Origin of the sequence: Sphingomonas sp. (assembly GCF_050725575.1) — a bacterium.
GTDB lineage: Bacteria > Pseudomonadota > Alphaproteobacteria > Sphingomonadales > Sphingomonadaceae > Sphingomonas.
Genome location: NZ_JBOHHW010000016.1, coordinates 1 through 18,739 on the forward strand (window position 1 = coordinate 1; position 18,739 = coordinate 18,739).

General features: G+C 60.7%; 15 protein-coding genes and 1 pseudogene. 11 read left to right on the forward strand and 5 right to left on the reverse strand.

Annotation, left to right across the window (positions count from 1 at the left end):
* A pseudogene (locus ACRECS_RS12725) lies at window positions 1–261 on the forward strand (DUF3142 domain-containing protein); the annotation flags it as partial.
* Window positions 262–289: 28 nt separating this feature from the next.
* On the opposite strand, the gene ACRECS_RS12730 reads toward ACRECS_RS12725, so the two are convergent.
* The 4 genes from ACRECS_RS12730 to ACRECS_RS12745 all read right to left on the reverse strand — a co-directional run bounded on the left by ACRECS_RS12730 (window position 290) and on the right by ACRECS_RS12745 (window position 5,699).
* Window positions 290–1,447 carry an isovaleryl-CoA dehydrogenase gene (locus ACRECS_RS12730; protein WP_431583338.1) on the reverse strand — a complete coding sequence of 386 codons (1,158 nt, stop codon included), beginning with the start codon at window positions 1,445–1,447 and terminating at the stop codon, window positions 290–292.
* Window positions 1,444–1,755, reverse strand: coding sequence for a CBU_0592 family membrane protein (locus ACRECS_RS12735; RefSeq protein ID WP_431583339.1), 312 nt, complete (start codon window positions 1,753–1,755; stop codon window positions 1,444–1,446). The genes ACRECS_RS12730 and ACRECS_RS12735 overlap by 4 nt, the downstream gene beginning before the upstream one ends.
* Window positions 1,752–4,424, reverse strand: a complete 2,673-nt coding sequence (gene acnA / locus ACRECS_RS12740) for an aconitate hydratase AcnA (protein WP_431583340.1) — start codon at window positions 4,422–4,424, stop codon at window positions 1,752–1,754. The genes ACRECS_RS12735 and acnA overlap by 4 nt, the downstream gene beginning before the upstream one ends.
* Before the next feature lie 282 nt (window positions 4,425–4,706).
* On the reverse strand, window positions 4,707–5,699 hold the full coding sequence (locus ACRECS_RS12745; protein WP_431583341.1) for a hypothetical protein: 993 nt from the start codon (window positions 5,697–5,699) through the stop codon (window positions 4,707–4,709).
* Between the two features lie 715 nt (window positions 5,700–6,414).
* Here ACRECS_RS12745 and ACRECS_RS12750 point away from each other — a divergent pair.
* The 4 genes from ACRECS_RS12750 (at window position 6,415) to ACRECS_RS12765 (ending at window position 8,631) form a co-directional block, all read left to right on the forward strand.
* Window positions 6,415–6,951, forward strand: a complete 537-nt coding sequence (locus ACRECS_RS12750; protein ID WP_431583342.1) for a superoxide dismutase family protein — start codon at window positions 6,415–6,417, stop codon at window positions 6,949–6,951.
* Window positions 6,952–7,038: 87 nt separating this feature from the next.
* Window positions 7,039–7,542, forward strand: a complete 504-nt coding sequence (locus ACRECS_RS12755; RefSeq protein ID WP_431583343.1) for a DUF2975 domain-containing protein — start codon at window positions 7,039–7,041, stop codon at window positions 7,540–7,542.
* Between the two features lie 4 nt (window positions 7,543–7,546).
* The gene (locus ACRECS_RS12760) at window positions 7,547–7,789 is read left to right on the forward strand and encodes a helix-turn-helix domain-containing protein (protein WP_431583344.1); all 243 of its coding nucleotides are present in this window, start codon (window positions 7,547–7,549) and stop codon (window positions 7,787–7,789) included.
* Window positions 7,789–8,631, forward strand: a complete 843-nt coding sequence (locus tag ACRECS_RS12765) for a hypothetical protein (protein ID WP_431583345.1) — start codon at window positions 7,789–7,791, stop codon at window positions 8,629–8,631. The genes ACRECS_RS12760 and ACRECS_RS12765 overlap by 1 nt, the downstream gene beginning before the upstream one ends.
* On the opposite strand, the gene thpR is transcribed toward ACRECS_RS12765, so the two are convergent.
* Window positions 8,598–9,140 (reverse strand): RNA 2',3'-cyclic phosphodiesterase, encoded by a 543-nt coding sequence (gene thpR / locus ACRECS_RS12770; RefSeq protein ID WP_431583346.1) that lies wholly within the window; start codon window positions 9,138–9,140, stop codon window positions 8,598–8,600. The two genes, ACRECS_RS12765 and thpR, sit on opposite strands and share 34 nt — an antisense overlap.
* Before the next feature lie 118 nt (window positions 9,141–9,258).
* On the opposite strand from thpR, the gene ACRECS_RS12775 reads away from it, so the two are divergent.
* The 6 genes from ACRECS_RS12775 (at window position 9,259) to ACRECS_RS12800 (ending at window position 18,659) form a co-directional block, all read left to right on the forward strand.
* Entirely contained in the window at window positions 9,259–10,002 is a 744-nt protein-coding gene (locus tag ACRECS_RS12775; RefSeq protein ID WP_431583347.1) for a Bax inhibitor-1/YccA family protein, read from the forward strand.
* 231 nt (window positions 10,003–10,233) lie between these two features.
* On the forward strand, window positions 10,234–10,743 hold the full coding sequence (locus tag ACRECS_RS12780; protein WP_431583348.1) for an RNA polymerase sigma factor: 510 nt from the start codon (window positions 10,234–10,236) through the stop codon (window positions 10,741–10,743).
* Complete coding sequence (locus ACRECS_RS12785) at window positions 10,740–11,813, forward strand: FecR family protein (RefSeq protein ID WP_431583349.1); 1,074 nt, start codon at window positions 10,740–10,742, stop codon at window positions 11,811–11,813. Before ACRECS_RS12780 ends, ACRECS_RS12785 begins: the two co-directional genes overlap by 4 nt.
* 61 nt (window positions 11,814–11,874) lie before the next feature.
* Window positions 11,875–15,219 (forward strand): TonB-dependent receptor domain-containing protein, encoded by a 3,345-nt coding sequence (locus tag ACRECS_RS12790; RefSeq protein WP_431583350.1) that lies wholly within the window; start codon window positions 11,875–11,877, stop codon window positions 15,217–15,219.
* Between the two features lie 133 nt (window positions 15,220–15,352).
* Window positions 15,353–15,814, forward strand: a complete 462-nt coding sequence (locus tag ACRECS_RS12795; RefSeq protein WP_431583351.1) for a hypothetical protein — start codon at window positions 15,353–15,355, stop codon at window positions 15,812–15,814.
* A gap of 259 nt (window positions 15,815–16,073) precedes the next feature.
* Entirely contained in the window at window positions 16,074–18,659 is a 2,586-nt protein-coding gene (locus tag ACRECS_RS12800; RefSeq protein WP_431583352.1) for a hypothetical protein, read from the forward strand.
* The last annotated feature ends 80 nt before the right edge of the window (window positions 18,660–18,739 follow it).

Below are 18,739 nucleotides of genomic sequence, written 5' to 3' on the forward strand. Positions count from 1 at the left end.
TTGCTCGACTGGAGCGCCAATGGCGACCCCAAGGGGCTCGACGCACTGGCCGGCACGGTCGATGAGATCGTGCTGCAAATCTATCAGGGCCGCCGGGTCATCCCGGGCTATGCGACTTACCTCTCCCGGCTCGATCGCATGAAGACGCCATTCCGGATCGGCCTGCTGCAAGACGGCGAATGGCATCCGCCCGCCGGGTTGGACTCAAATCCGAACTTCCGGGGCTATGTCGTCTTCCTGCAAAACGGCGCGACCCAATGAGTCGCGCCGGCCGCAGGCGTTTCGAGGATCAGGCGCCGATCAGTTCGCGCCCGATCAGGAAGCGGCGGATTTCGTTGGTGCCGGCGCCGATATCATAGAGCTTGGCGTCGCGCAGGAAGCGTTCGACCGGCCATTCCTTGGTATAGCCCGCGCCGCCCAGTGCCTGAATTGCCTCTAGCGAGGTCTTCACGGCATTTTCGGAAGCGAGCAGGATCGCGCCGGCCGCGTCGAAGCGCGTCGTCTTGCCCGCATCGCAGGCGCGCGCGACGGCATAGACATAGGCGCGCGCCGAATTGAGCGCGACATACATGTCGGCGATCTTGGCCTGCATCAGCTGGAAGCTGCCGATCGGCGTGCCGAACTGCTTGCGCTCGCGCACATAGGGCAGCACCACGTCGAGGCACGCCTGCATGATGCCGATCGGCCCGGCGGCGAGCACCGCCCGCTCATAGTCAAGGCCCGACATCAGCACGCCGACGCCGCCATTGAGCGGGCCCATGATGTTCTCGGCCGGGACTTCGCAGTCCTCGAACACCAGCTCGGCGGTATCGGAACCGCGCATGCCCATCTTGTCGAGCTTCTTCGACACCGAGAAACCGGGCATGCCCTTTTCGATCAGGAAGGCAGTGATGCCGCGCGGGCCGGCCTCGCCATCGGTCTTCGCATAGACCACTAGCGTGTCGGCCTCGGTCGAATTGGTGATCCAGAATTTGGTGCCGTTGAGCAGATAGCGGTCATTGCCCTGCAAGACCGCCTTGAGCTTCATCGAGACGACGTCGGAGCCGGAAGCGGCCTCCGACATGGCCAGGCTGCCGACATGCTCGCCGGAGATCAGCTTGGGGAGATATTTCGCCTTTTGCTCATCATTGCCCCAGCGGCGGATCTGGTTGACGCACAGGTTGGAGTGCGCGCCATAGCTGAGCCCGATCGAGGCGGAAGCGCGGCTGACCTCCTCCATCGCGACGACATGTTCGAGATAGCCAAGGCCAAGGCCGCCCCATTCTTCCTCGACGGTGATGCCGTGCAGGCCGAGCTCGCCCATTTCCGGCCAGAGCGAGCGGTCGAACTTGTTGCTCTCGTCAATCTCGGCGGCGCGTGGCGCGATCCGGTCGGTGGCGAACCGCTCGGTCGTGTCGCGGATCATGTCGGCATTTTCGCCCAGGTTGAAATCCAGGGTCATGCTCATTGTCGCTCTCCAGAATTGGACTGGCCAGAACTTGCTTGGCCAGAACTCGGTTGAGGTTTCGTCCTACGCGCCGATCCGGCGATGCGCCACAGCGTCACTATGCCGATCAGCAGCCATAATATGTTCAACACGGTCGAGGGCAGCGCACCATGCGAGCCGCTGTTGACGATGAAACAGGCCGCACCGACCAGATTCATCCACTGGAATACGGCGGACTGGCCGCTGAACCGGCCCGCCGAGACCATCAAATAGGCGACGAGAATGAGGACGGCACCAGTCCATCCCACAATCTCGATCGCGATGATCAAGCCGCGAGGTTCCGCAGCACATATTGCAGGATGCCGCCGTGCAGGAAATATTCCAGCTCGTTGACGGTATCGATGCGGCAGCGCGTCAGGAAGGTTTCGACCGTGCCGTCGGCGCGGGTCAGGGTGACCTCGACGTCCTGGCGCGGGCGGATCTCGGCGACCTTCATGATGGTGAAGCTTTCCGAGCCGTCGAGCTTCAACGTCTGGCGCGTCACGCCTTCCGCGAACTGCAGCGGCAGCACGCCCATGCCGACCAGGTTGGAGCGATGGATGCGCTCGAAGCTTTCAGTGATGACCGCGCGGACGCCGAGCAGATTGGTGCCCTTGGCCGCCCAGTCGCGCGATGATCCGGTGCCATATTCCTTGCCGGCGATGACCACCAGCGGCACGCCGTCCGCCTTGAAGCGCATCGCGGCGTCATAGATCGGCATGACTTCGCCCTTGTAGGACGACATGCCACCCTCGATGCCGGGGACCATTTCGTTCTTGATGCGGATATTGGCGAAGGTGCCGCGCATCATCACTTCATGGTTGCCACGGCGCGCGCCATAGCTGTTGAAGTCGGCCTTGCTGACCTGATGCTCCTGCAAATAGGTGCCGGCGGGCGAATCCGCCTTGATGCTGCCGGCGGGCGAGATGTGGTCGGTGGTGATCGAATCGCCGAGAATGGCGAGCGGCCGTGCCTCGATGATGTCCTGCACCGGGGCGGGGGTCATCGTCATGCCGTCGAAATAGGGCGGGTTGGCGACATAGGTCGACCCGGCGCGCCACTGATAGGTGTCGGAGCCGGTCACGTCGATCGCCTGCCACTTTGCATCGCCAGTGAAGACATGGGCGTAGCGCGACTGGAACATGCTGCGGTCGATATTGGCGTCCATTACCGCGCGGACTTCGGCGTTCGAGGGCCAGATGTCCTTGAGATAGACGTCTGTGCCGTCGGTCGCCTGGCCGATCGGGGTGGTGGTGAAGTCCTCCGTCACCGTGCCCTTCAGCGCATAGGCGACGACCAAAGGCGGGGAGGCGAGGAAATTGGCGCGCACGTCTGGCGAGACGCGGCCTTCGAAGTTGCGGTTGCCCGACAGGACCGAGGCGGCGACGATGTCATTCTCGTTGATCGCAGCCGAGATCGGCGCGGCAAGCGGGCCGGAATTGCCGATGCAGGTGGTGCAGCCATAGCCGACCAGGTTGAAGCCGACCGCATTGAGATCAGTGGTCAGGCCGGCCTTGTCGAGATAGTCGGTTACGACCTGCGACCCTGGCGCGAGCGAGGTCTTAACCCAGGGCTTGGGCTTCAGGCCGAACGCATTGGCCTTGCGTGCGACCAGGCCGGCGGCGACCAGCACTGACGGGTTCGAGGTGTTGGTGCAGCTGGTGATCGCGGCGATCACCACGTCGCCATCGCCGATATCGTGATCGCGGCCTTCGACCGGAACGCGCTTGGCCGAGCCGTGATTATAGACCTTGGCGAGGTCGGCGTTGAACGTGTCGTCGACCTCGGTGAGGATGACCTTGTCCTGCGGGCGCTTCGGCCCGGCCAGCGACGGCACGACATTGGCCATGTCGAGTTCGAGCGTGTCGGTGAACACGGGGTCGGGCATGTCGGCGAGGCGCCACATGCCCTGGGCGCGGGCATAGGCCTCGGTCAGGGCGATCTGCTCGTCGCTGCGGCCGGTCAGGCGCATATAGTCGAGCGTTGCGTCATCGACCGGGAAGAAGCCGCAGGTCGCGCCATATTCCGGCGCCATATTGGCGATCGTCGCGCGGTCGGCGAGGCTGAGCGCGTTGAGGCCCGGGCCGAAGAATTCGACGAACCGTCCGACCACGCCCTTGGCGCGGAGCATCTGCGTGACGGTCAGCACCAGATCGGTGGCGGTAATGCCCTCGGCCAGTTCACCGATCAGCTTGAAGCCGACCACTTCCGGGATGAGCATCGACACCGGCTGGCCGAGCATCGCGGCTTCGGCCTCGATCCCGCCGACGCCCCAGCCGAGCACGCCCAGGCCATTGACCATGGTGGTGTGGCTGTCGGTGCCGACACAGGTGTCGGGATAAGCGATGTTGGTGCCGTCGATCGCGGTCGAGGACCAGATCGCCTGGGCGATATTCTCGAGATTGACCTGGTGGCAGATGCCGGTACCGGGGGGCACGACCTTGAAATTGTCGAGCGCCTTGGAGCCCCATTTGAGGAATTCATAGCGCTCATTGTTGCGCTGATATTCCAGCTCGACGTTATCCTCGAACGCCTGGGGGGTGCCGAATTCGTCGACCATCACCGAGTGATCGATGACCAGGTGTACCGGGACCAGCGGGTTGATCTTGGCTGCGTCGCCGCCAAGCTTGGTGATCGCGTCGCGCATCGCCGCCAGATCGACCACGCAGGGCACGCCAGTGAAATCCTGCATCAGCACGCGCGCGGGGCGATACTGGATCTCGCGGTCGGAGCGCCGCTCCTGCTGCCAGTCGATGATTGCCTGGACATCGTCGGTGGTGACGGTCTTGCCGTCCTCGAAGCGGAGCATGTTTTCGAGCAGCACCTTCATCGAGAAGGGGAGCCGCGAGATGTCGCCATATTTCTCCGCCGCGGTGGCGAGCGAATAATAGTCGTAGGACGTGCCGTTCACGTCGAGCGTGGTGCGGGCGGAGAGTGTGTCCTGGCCGATGGCGGTCATGTGGCGGAGTATCCTTCCATTAAGTGCGCGTACCGAGCGCGGCGGGGAGGCGGGAAACCCGCGCGGGCGCGCTAGCGGCATGTGCGGATGCCTAGAGTCGGGCGGGCTTTAGCAAGGGGGTGCGGGTTGGGGAAGGGCGCGCGGACGATGACGGCCATGGGCATGGACGCCATGGGCCGCCTGTCGGTAACGGCCGGATATTCTTGAGCGCGGGCAGTTAAGCGTGGGCGGGTACGAGAGGCAGTCCCGACCCGCCGCGTGCTTCAATCTTCGCCGCGTGTTTCAATCTTCATTGTCGCCAAATCTCGGCAGCAGCCGTGAGCGTTCTTCGCCTAGCACCGATTTGACCAGCTGGCCGAGCTCGGTGTTCCCGAGCAACCAGGAAAAATCCTCATTGGCTTCGGAAAAACGAGACGGCAGATTATCCCACGCCTCTTTGATGCGGTGATCGGATAGCGATTTGGCCGGGATGACAAGCACTGAGGATTCGTAGACGTTACGATCACTATTGACGCCGATCATGAATCCCATGAAAAATTGCGGGGCTCGCTGGATTTCTTCGCGCAGTACCAGAAGTTCCAACCCTTCATGCCCTTCTATTTGCATGGCGGCATATACATTGCGAATAGATCGCAAAACAAACCCATGAGATTTGGTAAATGCCTTTGATCGCTGTTGATGGCGGTGGGTTATGGATAGGTATGTAGTGAGGTCTTTTACATGCGATTTAACCGATAGCTCGGATTTCATAAATTCGTGACTGTTTATGGTCGATTTGCGAAGCACATAATGGTTCCCGACGAGCTTGTTCGACAATTCCCTCATGTCGCGGCCGGAGACGTTAAGCCAGCGCTGTGTCCCAATCGCGTAAGGGGCCAGTACCTCGTCGATTGTCGCCATATCCTCGTCGGCGAGGCGCTTCAGGTGTAACGCATCACGATTGGCAAGAAAGACCTTATGCACATCGGGGTGAAAGCGATGATAGTCGCCAACAATATAGTCGTACAGAGCCTCGAGTGTTGTGTTTGTCTTGTTGATCCTGTGAGCATTTGGTGTTTCGAGTCTGCTCACGGAATTGAGGAATTGGCGGATCGTGTCTGATCCTACAGTCATTCTGGTTACGACTTCGATTCGCCGCGAAAGCCAGACAAAAGTATGTTTCGGTCCATTCCCGCGTGGGCTGTCCAACTGGGCGCGAATAATGGCTCCGACAGCGAGTGCGACTTCCGTTACATCGGGAAGGGCGCGCATATTCATTTTGTAGAAGCTGGACATATCGGGTCTCCCGAAAAGCTCGCCGCCCATCGGGCGACGAGCTTCCTTGATCAGGCAATCACCCCGGAAAGGGCGGCTGCCAGGAAAGTAAACGAGAAGAATATGGCGGCTGTTGTCACCAATGTGGATTGAAGAATGCTCCAGCCAGGCTTGCGGTACATGACATCTCTCCTTTCGTTATCGGCACCGAGAGCCTGTTTGGCTTCTTCGGCAGAGCCTAATTGGTCTGCCAATTTCGGAAGAAGCGCAATGGGACAGCCGGGTATAAATCCGGTGCAAAACCGGATAGATTTCGCTGATATCGGACTAAATTACGCGCACATAATATCATTACGACAACGGCAGTTTTGACGCATCAATTGTACAATACGAAGGGAAATTATGGTAAAAACTGCGCAGGCTGAATCGGGGGTGCCTCAAAAACCATAAATTAGACCGGTTGAGAGAGAAAACACCGCAGATACATCCGGAAGTCGACCACGGTGCCCGGCGGTATGAGCCGAAAGAAACAGGGGTCGATCGGCGCAGCGTCTTTTCGGAGGAGGTGATCGGGCGGTCTCGGGGCGTCGAACTCGCGAGCCCGGAGTCAGGCGCACGGCATTTCGATCCTTGCAAGGGAACCCTTGCCCCTGGAAACGGTTCGCCCGATAGACAGCGGCCAATGCAATTTTCCCCATGCAATTTCATCGCGGCTGAGGCCACACGGAGACACGATATGCGGACGATTCTGATCGGTACGGCGGCGCTGGCGATGCTCGGGCTGGCCGGCTGCAACGAGAAAAAGATCGAAACCGGCACGCCGGTCGCGGGCGGTGCGCATGCGGTCGCGACGCTCAGGACCGCGGCGGGCGCCGAGGTCGGCCGGGTCACCGCAAGCGAGGTGGCAGGCGGCCTTCGCTTCACCATCGATGCGAAGGCGATGCCGCCCGGCACGCACGGCGCGCATGTCCATACCACCGGGCTGTGCGAAGGGCCTGACTTCACCAGTGCCGGCGGGCATTGGAACCCGACGGGCATGAAGCATGGGTCGATGAACCCGCAAGGGCCGCATGAGGGCGACCTGCCCAATCTGATCATCGGCACCGATGGCCGCGGCACGTTGGGCATCACGATCCCGGGCGCAACGATGGCCGGGCTGCTTGACGGCGACGGGTCGGCGCTGGTGGTCCATGCCGCCGCCGACGATCTGATGACCGATCCGTCGGGGAACAGCGGTGCGCGGATCGCGTGCGGGGTGTTCGGGGCGTCGTAACGGGTGCCGGCGGGCATGCCGGAATAAAAGTATTGCCGTTATTCGATAAGGATCATATCGTTTTTCGATAACGAATCGAGGAATGATATGGTCAAGTTCGTCCGTGGCCTGATCCCCGTGCTGCTCGTCCTCAATTGGATGTGTGCGGGGGGCTTTGCGCTCATCATCCTGGCCAGCATCGTCGCCGAACCCGCAGTCAGTGCGCATATCGTGCGGCGCTTCGGGGGCGAGCAGCTGGTGCTGGTGCTTTGTTCGATGCGGACGGTCCTGCTGCTCGGGATCGTCGTAGCCTGCGCCGCGCATGTTATCTTCCGCCGCCTCGCCGCGATCGTGGCGACGGTGGCAGCCGGCGATCCATTTGTCGCGGCCAATGCACGGCGCTTGCGTGATATTGCCTGGGCGTTGCTGGCGATCCAGTTTCTCGATCTGATTTACGGCCTGGTCGTCGTGCCGTTGAGCGCGGCGACGCATGAATATTTCGGCTGGAATTTTTCGCTGACCGGCTGGCTCGCGGTGCTGCTGCTGTTCATTCTGTCGCATGTGTTCGCACAAGGGGCGGCGATGCGCGACGACCTGCAGGGTATGGTCTGACGCGATGCCGATCCGCATCGATCTCGACGAGCTGCTGCACGCCCGGCGCATGACCCTGACCGAATTGGCCGACCGCGTCGACATCACGCTCGCCAACCTGTCGATCCTGAAGACCGGCAAGGCCAAGGCGATCCGCTTTTCCACGCTTGAGGCGCTGTGCCGCGAACTCGATTGCCTGCCGGGTGACCTGATCGGATACGATCCGGACCGGCGCGAGGAGTCCGATCATCAGGAAGGAGCCGAATGATGCTGCGCGCGATCCGCTATACCTATGGCCTGACCTGGCGTTTCATGAAGGCCGCACCGTTAATCGTGCTGGCGATCATTGCGGTCGAGGGCGCGCAGCATGTCGCGGAGTGGCTGACGGGAATGTACGCTTCGCCGGAAGCGGCGAAAGCCGCGCAATTTCACCCGGCGCGAATGGCGATCGGTACGGTCAAGACGATCCTGCTTGAATTCGTCATCTACTGGATCGCGCGCTTCGCGCTTGGTGGAGAGGATATCTCCCATGCCTTCGCATCCGACCGTGACGCGCTGCGCCGCTTTTCGATGGTCATTCTGTTCACGCTGGTGATCGGCGTGGCGATGCAGGGCATCCAGGCCCTGCCGATGGACGGGATGAGCCGGGCACTCGTTCTGATCGTCCTGATCAGCTTCATGCTGGGGTCATTGCTGCTACAGGTCGCGCTGACGCCGTGGATCGTCGGTGCCGCCGTCGGCGATCCAAAGGCAACGCCGATCTTCGCGCTGCGCCAGTCGATGGGACAATTGCTCCGGGGCTTTGCCTTCACGCTGGTGATCATGCTGCCGCCGATGATCGTCCATTATGTCCTTGGCGGCCTGGCGATTGTCAGGCCGGGCCGGCTCGGGATGATCTTGCTGGCGGCGGATTCGATCTTCGTCGCGTTCCTCGGGGTGCTGATCGCCGCATCGTCGGTGACCATTGCCTATCGCGTCGCCAGGCGCCGGGGCTATTCGATCGACGGCCTGGGCGGCGCGGCGCAGTCGATCCCGGCGCTTGACGGATCAGGTGCCAGAGCGGGCACCCCCGACCCTCAAAACAGCGGCCAGCGCGCGATCGAGTCATAGCGGGCGCCACCCTGGCCGAGGTGACTTTCGAACAGGATCACATGCTCAAGCCGGAACGGTTCGCTGGTCAGCGCGGCATGCGCTTCAAGCCAATGCCCGATCTCGGGAGCGGTTCCCGCCGCCCCGGTCATGCGGGCCAGCGTGATGTGCGGCAGATAGGCGCGCTCCTCGGCGGTGAAGCCGAAGCGGATCAGCGCCTGATCGATCTTGCGGTGAAGTGCTGCAAGGGGGTCCGCAGGCGTTACGCCGGCCCAAAGCGTGTGAGTGCGGCCCTTGCGATCGAACTGACCGACACCGGCCAGTTGCGCCTCGATCGCCGGGGCGTGGATCCGGCTCAGCGCATCGGCGACATCCTCGGCCGTGCGGCGATCCACTTCGCCGATATAGCGCAGTGTCAGATGGAGTTGCTCATCATCCTGCCAGCGCGCCTCCGGCACGCCGTCCATGATGTCGGCCAGGGTATCGCGGATCGCAAGTGGCGGGCGGAGTGCGACGAACAATCGATGCATCGCGCCGCTTTAGCCTGTGTCGCACGGCCAACGCCAATCGCTTTTACTTGAAAAACGGGGCCGGAACGGCGATATTCCGCCTATCCGGCATAAAGCCGGGCATAGGAGTTTATTCGACATGGCTAATTGGTCTGACCCACGGCCGAACGCCGCGCCCTTTGCGCCGGCGGGCGCGCGTACGGAAGCGTACGACGCGGGTCTCCGCGCCTATATGCTGTCCGTCTATAATTACATGACCTCGGGCATCCTGCTCACGGGCGTCGTCGCGATGCTGTTCGCAGCGACGGGCTATGCCGAGGCGGTGTTCATGAACCCCGGCATCCTGAAATATGTCATCATGTTCGCGCCGCTTGGCTTTGTCTTTGCGATGAGCTTCGGTCAGGGACGGATGTCGTTCGGTACGCTTCAGGCGATGTTCTGGGGCTTCGCGACCACCATGGGGTTGTCGCTTTCGACGATCTTCCTGCAATATACCGGAACGTCGATCGCCGGTGCGTTCTTCGCCACCGCAGCGGGCTTTGCCGCTCTCTCGCTCTACGGCTACACCACCAAGCGCGACCTGTCGGCGATCGCGACCTTCCTGATCATGGGACTTGTCGGGCTGATCGTGGCCAGCATCGTCAGCATATTCCTGGCGCCGGAAGCACAACGCACGATGACGCTCATCATCAGCGCGGTGGGTGTGCTGATCTTCGCGGGCCTCACCGCCTATGATACGCAGCGTACCAAGAGCCTGTACGCCCATGTCGCGGGAACCGCAGATGAAGGCCGTGTGGTCATCATGTCGGCGCTGTCGCTGTATCTCGACTTCATCAACATGTTCCTGTTCATCCTGCGTCTCTTCGGTTCCAGCCGGAACTAGGGCGCGGCCGAACGACAGAATTCGGGCCCGGCGGGGAAACCTGCCGGGCCTTTTTCGTTGCGCGGATGTCGAGCGAAGGCGTTTCGTTCAAGGTCCATCCACCCCATACGGGTGCGATTTTCCGTCACGGCCGGCGGCACGTGGTGGAATGAAAAAGCCCCCAAGAGATTTTAGGGCGCGATGTTGCTATGTGTGCGTCTCTATGAATGAGAGTATTAACTGGGGTAACGCGTGGCTGCCGAAGCTATATCCGATCTGGAAGCCCTCACCCGGAAGTTTCGGCCGGCACTGATTGCGTTTTTTTCCCGGCGAGCAGCAAGTCATGCCGAAGCGGAGGACATGACGCAGGAGGTATTTATCCGGCTTGCGCAATCCAGGGTCGAGACCGTCGATTCGACCGAAGCCTTCATCTTCCGCATTGCGACGAATTTGCTGCGCGACAGTTGGCGACGAGATCGGGTGCGCTCGTCTTATCGAATGTCGGTTACCGGGGAACACGGTGTTAACGTCGATGCGCTCGATCCGCATCGGATCGCGGCGGCACGGGAAACCATCAGAATTCTCTGGGCCGCCATCCAGGCATTGCCGGAGCCGACACAACAGATATTCATCCTTTATCGCGTTGAGAACATTCACAAACAGACCATCGCGGACAATTTCGGATTCAATGTGCGCACCGTTGAAAAACATATCACTCGCGCTCTCGTATTCCTCGCTCGCCGTGTGGGGGATCGGTCATGACCCCGATGGATGATGACGATACGCCGCTGGGATATGAAGAGCAGGCTGCCGAGTGGTGCTACCGGCTCGCCGACCGCCATCTCACCGAAGCGGAGCGGGAAGCCTATGATGTCTGGCTGAGGTCCGACCCGCGTCATCAGCAGGTGCTCGACGAGATGGTGGCGGTGTGGAAGAATATCGACGCCACCGCCGATATGCCGGAATTCCTGGCACTGCGCGCGAAAGCGCTGAATGCCATGGAGACGAACGCCCGCGAGCGCGATGACAGGTGGACGGGCTCGCGCCGCGCCAGCTGGTACCGCGGCCTGGCTGCTGCGGCGGCGGTGATGCTGATGATCGGGGGCAGTGTCTGGCATCTGGCAGGCGGGCCCGATGTCTACACCACCGGTGTCGGCGAGCGGCAGCTTGTGCGCCTTGAGGACGGGTCGAGTGTCTCGCTGGACGCGTCCAGCCAGGTCACGGTTGCCTATACTGACGGCAGACGGGCGATCGTGCTGGAACATGGCCGTGCGAAATTCGACGTGGCAAAGGATCCGCTGCGGCCATTCGCCGTGACGGCGGGCGACAAGACGGTTGTTGCGACCGGCACTGCCTTCAGTGTCGAACTGCTGCACAACCAGATGCGCGTCCTGCTGTATGAAGGGCAGGTCGCTGTGCTCGCGCAGCCGACCGCGAACATGGCATCGGCGCCTGCAGCCGCTATCGGTCATGTCGATCAGCTTCGGTCAGGCGAGGAACTGGTTGCCAGTCTTTCCTCTGGCTTGACCAAGGTTGTGCCCGCGGAAACGGAGCGATCGCTGTCGTGGGAAGCTGGCCGGCTCGACTTTGTGGATGAACCGCTGGTCAGCGCGGTTGAGCGCATCAATCGCTATACCGATACGCCGATCGTCGTCGGGGATGCCGCAGCAGCGCGCTATCGGGTGAATGGCGTATTCGACGCGGGCGACACGCAAAGCTTCGTCAGCGGCTTGACCTCGCTTTTCCCGATTTCTGTCAAACGCGAAGACGGAAAAATAACGCTTATCAGCGCCGCCAGGCCCCTCCCTGAAAAAAAACGGGCGCAAAAATGACAGTCCTGCGTCTCATTTCATAGGAGGGGCGACATCGACCTCTCATCATAGGGGAGGCTACATGACATCTCGGCTGCGCTTGTTTTCCGGAATCGCCAGCATTGCGATCGCTGTGTGTATCGCGCCGTCGCCCGCTTTTGCGCAGCAGCTGTATAATTTCGATATCCCGGCGCAGGATCTTGGTGGCGCGCTGCATGCCTTTGCCCGGACATCGGGGCTTCAGGTGATCTTCGATGGCGATGCGATTCGCGGCAAGCGCAGCGTCGGTTATCGCCAGCGTGCGGCGCCGGAGGCGGCATTGCGGACGCTGCTCCAGAATACCGGCATGAGCTATCGCCGCAACGGCAACATGTTTGTGGTTGCACCGGCGGAAAGCGCCGCCGCAAAGACCGTCACTGCCGCCCAGCCCGCTGCGAGCACGCTGCCTCCCCAGTCGAGCGAGCTGGTGCCGGCCGAGGACAATGGCCCGGACATCATCGTTACCGCGCAGAAGCGCGAGGAGCGCATCCAGGACGTTCCGATCGCGATGACCGCATTGTCAGCGGGCGCGCTGGACGACCGCAAGATCGAGGGCGGGTCGGAGTTGCTGCGGGCTGTTCCCAACGTGAACTTCTCCAAGGGCAATTTCAGCATGTATAATTTCTCGATCCGCGGGATCGGGACCAAGGCCGTATCGGCATCGAGCGACCCGGCGGTCGCAGTGAGTTTCAACAACACGCCGCTGGTGCGCAACCGGTTGTTCGAATCCGAATTCTTCGATCTGCAGCGGGTCGAGGTCCTGCGCGGTCCGCAGGGCACCCTCTATGGCCGCAACGCGACGGCGGGCGTGGTCAATGTGATCCCGGCGCTGCCGGGTCCCGATTTCGCCGGTGAACTGAAGGGCGAGGTCGGCAGTTTCAGCACCACGCGATTGAGCGGCATGCTCAACGTGCCGCTCGGCAATACGCTGGGCATCCGCGTTGCGGGCGCCTGGACCAAGCGCGACGGCTTCGATTACAACACATTCACGCAAAAGCGCGTCAACGGCCGCAATCTCTGGTCGACGCGGGGGACGTTGGAGTGGGAGCCGAGTGACCGGTTCAAGGCCAATGTCATCTGGCAGCATTTCCAGGAAGACGATAATCGCTCGCGCACGGGCAAACAGCTGTGCACCACCGATCCCGGACTGACGAAGGTCGGCAATGTCGCCGTGCCCGCGCTCCTGGCTGGCAGGACCAGCCAGGGCTGCTTGCCAGGCTCGCTCTATGACGACGCGGCGTTTGGCACGCCCAATGGCCGCAGCCTGGTTTATCTCGAGGTTCCTTCGACGATCGGCATCGGCTTTCAACGCAATCCAAATGGATCCAGGGGGCCGCAGGTCTTTGCCGTCACACCTGGCGTCGATCCTTTTGCCGGCGTGACCCAGTCGCGCAATCTGCGTGAGATTTCGACCAGCTACGATCCGGTGTTTCGCGCGAAAAACGATGTGATTCAGCTCAATCTGCAATTCGAGCCGTCGGATGGATTGCAGCTGGTGTCACAGACCGCCTATGCGCGCGATTATTTCTATTCGACGCAAGACTATAATCGTTTCGTCACCAATCCGATATTCAACAATTCGACGGCACCCGGGCTCCTTGATATCTTCGGCAAGCCGATCGACACGGCGAAATATCCCGGACCCACGCCGGGGGGAATCTTCTGCGACTCGCAGCTTGGTTGTTCCGATCGCATGGTGTCCGCGGATCTCAGTCGCTCGCGCAATCGTCAATGGTCGCAAGAGTTTCGCCTGCAATCCAGCTTTAGCGGCCCGATCAATTTCAACCTTGGCGTCAACTATCTCGATTTCAAATCGAAGGACGATTATTACGTCTTCAATAACATGTTCACCCTTATCGGTGACTGGTTTTATAACGCCGGCAATCTCGGCGGAGGTCCGCGTGTCCCTACGCAGCCCGCCTGCGATCTCGGCTATGAGGGGCGCGAATGCCCCTATGTCGATCGCAATCCGATCGATAGCCTGGACAATCAGGGCCATAATTATTTCCTCAGCCAGAATGGCGTTCGGATCAAAAGCCTGGGCCTGTTTGGCGAGCTTTACTGGAAAGTCGCTGACGATCTGAAACTGACGCTCGGTGCCCGCTATACGCGTGACAGAAAGATATCGACCCAGATTCCCAGCCAGTTGCTCTTGGCCGGGGGGACTGAACTGCCGCCGATTGCGGTGGGCGACACCAGCGGCGGTCGAGTCAATAGCGGCTATCCGGCGCTGCCCGATATCAAACAGACATGGAACGAGTTCACCGGGCGCGCGGTGCTCGACTGGAAACCGAATCTCGGTTTTACGGATGATACGCTGATCTACCTGTCGGCCTCGCGCGGCTACAAGGGTGGCGGCACCAACCCGCCGCGGGTCGATTTCAACCCGGCGATCGTCCAGTACCAGTTCCTGCCGCAGACCTTCCGGCCGGAATTTGTCAACGCCTTCGAAATCGGCATCAAGAACAGCTTCAATGGCGGGCGCCTCACATTCAATGCCAACGCGTTCTTCTACGATTACAAGGACTACCAGATCTCGCAGATCGTCGACCGCATTGCGTACAATGAAAATTTCGGTGCGACGAGCATGGGCCTGGAATTCGAAGCGGCCTGGCGCCCTTCGCGCGCCTTCCGGATCGATGGCAATCTCGGTTTCCTCAAGACGCGGCTGAAAGACGGTTCGCGATCGATTGACGTGATGAACCGGACACAGGGCGATCCGGACTGGGTGCTGCTGCGGCCCTGGCTTCAGGTTCCGTCCAACTGCATCGCGCCGCGCGTGTTGGTGGAAAAGGTCCTGGCATTTCGAGGGACGCCCAATGGAGCGGCGTTAGCCGGGCTTTGTCCCGGTGCGACCAGGGTTGGCAACTTCAATCCGGCAGTACCGGACAAGTTCAAATATTATAACAGATATGGCTTCACCTATGATTTTTTCGCACCGTATAATCCGGACACGGTCGGATTGAATATCGCTCAAGGCGGTAGCGGTGCCCCTAATGGCGGGCGCGGCTTCTTTGCCGACCTGTCCGGAAATGAACTGCCCAATGCGCCGAGGATGACAGCCAACATCGGTGCGCAATATACTTTCTTCCTCGACAATGATGATTGGGAACTGACGTTTCGCGGTGACTATTACCGTCAATCGAGCAGCTTCGCGCGCATATACAATACTGAATTTGATCGGCTGCGCGCCTGGGACAACGCCAATATAGCAATCACCTTCGCCCGCGCCGAACGTGACCTGGTTTTCCAGTTCTACATCAAGAACCTCTTCAACAGTTCGCCAATTACAGACACGTTCGTCAATAGTGACGACACCGGCTTGACGACCAACATATTCACGGTCGACCCCCGCATCATAGGCTTCAATGTCACAACAAAATTCTAGATTGCTAATATATGGATGAAAGGAGGTTGTCGCAGTAATTCGAATCACTTGACTCATAATACTCTGAGTATAAGATTTAATCGCGCAATATTGTTGGTTGCGTTAAAATACATAATAGCCATAGGAGATGATCATGAACAAGCTTTCAAAACTCATTATGTATTCGTCGCTTCTTGCCGGTTCTCAGTTTGTAAGCACTGCTGCGATGGCGCAGACGGCTCCAAACGGAGTTTTGACCGGAGCGGTTATCGCCACAAAGGGAATTACTGTTAATTGCGTTCTCACGCTCACCTTGGATTCTTCGCTCAATACGGGTGATATTGATATGGATCCGGGTGATGCGAACTGCGCTGCCCTGGTGTTTAACAACGAACCTTATACGACTACTTACACCCCCAACACGTCTACCGATCCTGTTACGGGCCTGCCTATCGGCACCCTGACGTTTCTTGGCGTTGACGTGACCACAATCACTCTTGGCGATTGCGCCGGGAGCATTAGCGGTCAATGGAATGGGTCGACCCTGAACGTAAGCGCCACCCTTCCTCCCAAGACGGGTGGGCCGGCTTGCACGGTTAATGGCTCCGCATCCTGAAGTAGAGGCGGCGCCTCGAACGTCTCACGCGTGAGACCAAGGCGTTGGGCGGGCGCACGGTATCGTGCGCCCGCTTCACCCTTGGCGAGGATAGCGGGCGCGCGGATCGAGCGGCGCTCATTCCATCGTTGAAAGACATTGTGTGCTTTGCGCGACTTATCACGAACGCCTTTGATGTGGCGCGGGTATCGGCCATTGCAAAAGCAGGACGTTATCGCGTGGAAGGTGAGTATAGATTGCGGAAAGCGCGCGCCCTGCGATGATCCTGGCCCGTCTCGCCGCGTTGCTTTCCATTGCCTTGCCTCTGGCGCCGTGGTCCGGCGCCGATGCGCAGACAGGTAAAGGGGGCGCCGGTGCGGCGGCAAGCTCGCAAGAGCCTGTCCCGCCCGGTGATCTTGTGCGGGAAGACGATATCATCGTCACCGCCAATCGCTATGGCGAGGCCAAGGTGGCCGCCGAAACCGAGTTCAGCGAAGAGGAGATCGCCGCCCAGGGTGTCGACAGCATCCAGGACCTGATCACCCGCCTGACGCCATTCATCGGTAACGGCGCGGAAGAGCCGATCCTTCTCATCAACGGCCGGCCGGCCGAAGGCGACCGGTCGGTCCTGTCTTATCCAGCTGAAGCGCTGAATCGTCTCGACGTGCTGAAGCCGGAGGCGGCGGCGCAATATGGCTACCGGTCCGGCAAGCGCGTCGTGAATCTGGTCCTGAAAAAAACCTTCACCAGCCTGAACGCCGATACCGGCGCGTCATGGGCGACCGCCGGGGGCCAATATGGTGGCAGCTTGTCCATTGGGCGGGTGGCGATCAACGGGCCGACGCGCTGGAACGTGCAGGCACGCATCGGACACCAGAGCGCGCTGTTCAAAAACGCCCGGAACATTCCGCCGCGCGCCGGCTCCTTCGACAGTGTCGGCTTTATCGCCGGGGTGGATGGTGCGGAAATCGATCCAGCACTCAGTCTCGCCGCCAGTGAAATCGTGACCGCCGCCGCGATCCCGCCCGGGGCGGTGACGGGCGCGCCGACGCTGGAGGATTTCGCGGCCACCGCGAACCGCGTGCACGCGGTCGATCCCAACGATTTCGAAACCTTGCAACCGTCCAGGCGCAATATGTCCTTCACCGCGGGGGTCACCCGTCCGCTGGGGGCGTTTTCGGCTTCGCTGAACGTCAATGCCAGCAGCAACGGCAGCAGCGGGCTGCGCGGGCTGCCGATGGCCGCGATCGTCATCCCCGCTGGCAGCCCCTGGTCGCCCTTTGGCAATGACGTCGCCCTGTCCCGTCCGTTCGCGGGCGCCCGGGCGCTTCGCAGCGACAATGACTCGAAATCGCTGGGCGCGGGGTTCACGCTGTCGGGGAGGATTGGCGACTGGCAGACCAGTTTCGCCGCCAATTACACGCGCAACTGGACAGACAATCTACTCGAAGGCGGCATAGATACAGGCCGGATGCAGGCACTGATCGATGCCGGCGATCCGGCGTTCAATCCCTATGGCCCGTTGGACGATCGTCTGTTGCAGGCCAGCCGCAATCGTTCGCGCGGCGAAAATATCAATGCCCGCGCCAATGTCAGCAAGATTATCGTCGATTTGCCGACGGGGCCGTTAACCTCGAATTTTTCCGTGGAGGCAAGCAGCATTCGATCCGAAAATCGGCGGAGCGACAACCTCAGCGATCTGATCGTGGTGGACAAGTGGAGCCGTGGGCAGATGAATGGACAGATGTCGTTCAGCGTGCCGCTGTCGCGAAGGGAGAAGGGAGAGACCCGTCCTTTGGGCGACCTTTCGGTTGACGTGTCGCTGAGCGGTCAGGCGATGTCGGGCAGCGGGCTGCAGAAGCGGTTTGGCGGCGGCGTGACCTGGTCGCCCTTTTCGATTCTGCAGCTTCGCGGGTCCCTCGAATATGCCGAGACAGCACCCTCGCCCGACCAGCTCGACGGGCCTCTTGTCACCACCATCAATCGGATCTTCGATTTTGCGCGCCAGGAAATGGCGGACATCGTCTGGATTACCGGAGGAAATTCGAACCTTGGGCGTGGCAGCCAGCGGATCCTTTCCTTGACCGGGAGGGTACAGCCTTTCGACAATCAGATACTGTCATTGAACATCGGCTATCGCGGACAGACCGCAAAAGGCGGCGTGGCGTCTTTCCCGGAATTGACGCCGGTTATCGAGGCGGTGTTTCCAGAGCGCGTGACGCGGGACGCTGAGGGGCGGCTTATTGCGATCGATGCTCGCCCCATCAACATCGCTCATGACACCGACGCCGAACTGACGTCCGGCATCGCGCTACGCTGGCCGGGGCAAGGCGGTGCGGGACGCAGCGCACGACCGCTCAAGCCAGGCGCCGGCCCCTTGCAATTTGCCGATCTGTGGCAATTTAGCCTCTCGCTCAATCATCGTTGGCGTCTGACGAGCGAATTGCTGACACGGGCCGGTGTTCCGGTGATCGATCGGCTTGGCGGTGACGGCGGCCAATCCCGCCATTTGCTTTCGTTGCAGATTACCGCCGGCAAGCGGGGAGTAGGAGCCAGTTTGAGCGGGAACTGGAGCAGCGCCACGCGCGTGCGAAACAATATGTCCGCCACCGCTGAAGGGGGTTTTCACGTCAAGCCCCCGGCGATCCTCAATTTCTCGTTTTTCGTCGAACCGGAGCGTATCTTTCCCGGCGCCGGCAAATCCTCATGGATGAAGAATGTGAAGCTTTCGCTCGACGTGCAAAACCTCTTTAACGGATATCGCCGGGTAACACTTGACGATGGCAGCGCTCCGGCCGGCTATAGCCGCGACGAGATCGACCCATTAGGCCGCACGATGCGGTTGACCGTGCGGAAAAGATTCTAGTCCATCCGCTCCGCTCCTGCTGAGCATGAATTGCCCGCCGATGTCATATCGGCAATGCTCAATCCCCTGGTGTTTAGATA

What these genes read in the sequence shown, in the direction of transcription:
- ACRECS_RS12730 (WP_431583338.1), bottom strand. Translation starts at nt 1,447, where the DNA reads ATGAGCATGACCCTGGATTTCAACCTGGGCGAAAATGCCGACATGATC.
- acnA (WP_431583340.1), bottom strand. Translation starts at nt 4,424, where the DNA reads ATGACCGCCATCGGCCAGGACACACTCTCCGCCCGCACCACGCTCGAC.
- ACRECS_RS12745 (WP_431583341.1), bottom strand. Translation starts at nt 5,699, where the DNA reads ATGTCCAGCTTCTACAAAATGAATATGCGCGCCCTTCCCGATGTAACG.
- ACRECS_RS12750 (WP_431583342.1), top strand. Translation starts at nt 6,415, where the DNA reads ATGCGGACGATTCTGATCGGTACGGCGGCGCTGGCGATGCTCGGGCTG.
- ACRECS_RS12755 (WP_431583343.1), top strand. Translation starts at nt 7,039, where the DNA reads ATGGTCAAGTTCGTCCGTGGCCTGATCCCCGTGCTGCTCGTCCTCAAT.
- ACRECS_RS12760 (WP_431583344.1), top strand. Translation starts at nt 7,547, where the DNA reads ATGCCGATCCGCATCGATCTCGACGAGCTGCTGCACGCCCGGCGCATG.
- ACRECS_RS12765 (WP_431583345.1), top strand. Translation starts at nt 7,789, where the DNA reads ATGCTGCGCGCGATCCGCTATACCTATGGCCTGACCTGGCGTTTCATG.
- thpR (WP_431583346.1), bottom strand. Translation starts at nt 9,140, where the DNA reads ATGCATCGATTGTTCGTCGCACTCCGCCCGCCACTTGCGATCCGCGAT.
- ACRECS_RS12775 (WP_431583347.1), top strand. Translation starts at nt 9,259, where the DNA reads ATGGCTAATTGGTCTGACCCACGGCCGAACGCCGCGCCCTTTGCGCCG.
- ACRECS_RS12785 (WP_431583349.1), top strand. Translation starts at nt 10,740, where the DNA reads ATGACCCCGATGGATGATGACGATACGCCGCTGGGATATGAAGAGCAG.
- ACRECS_RS12790 (WP_431583350.1), top strand. Translation starts at nt 11,875, where the DNA reads ATGACATCTCGGCTGCGCTTGTTTTCCGGAATCGCCAGCATTGCGATC.
- ACRECS_RS12795 (WP_431583351.1), top strand. Translation starts at nt 15,353, where the DNA reads ATGAACAAGCTTTCAAAACTCATTATGTATTCGTCGCTTCTTGCCGGT.
- ACRECS_RS12800 (WP_431583352.1), top strand. Translation starts at nt 16,074, where the DNA reads ATGATCCTGGCCCGTCTCGCCGCGTTGCTTTCCATTGCCTTGCCTCTG.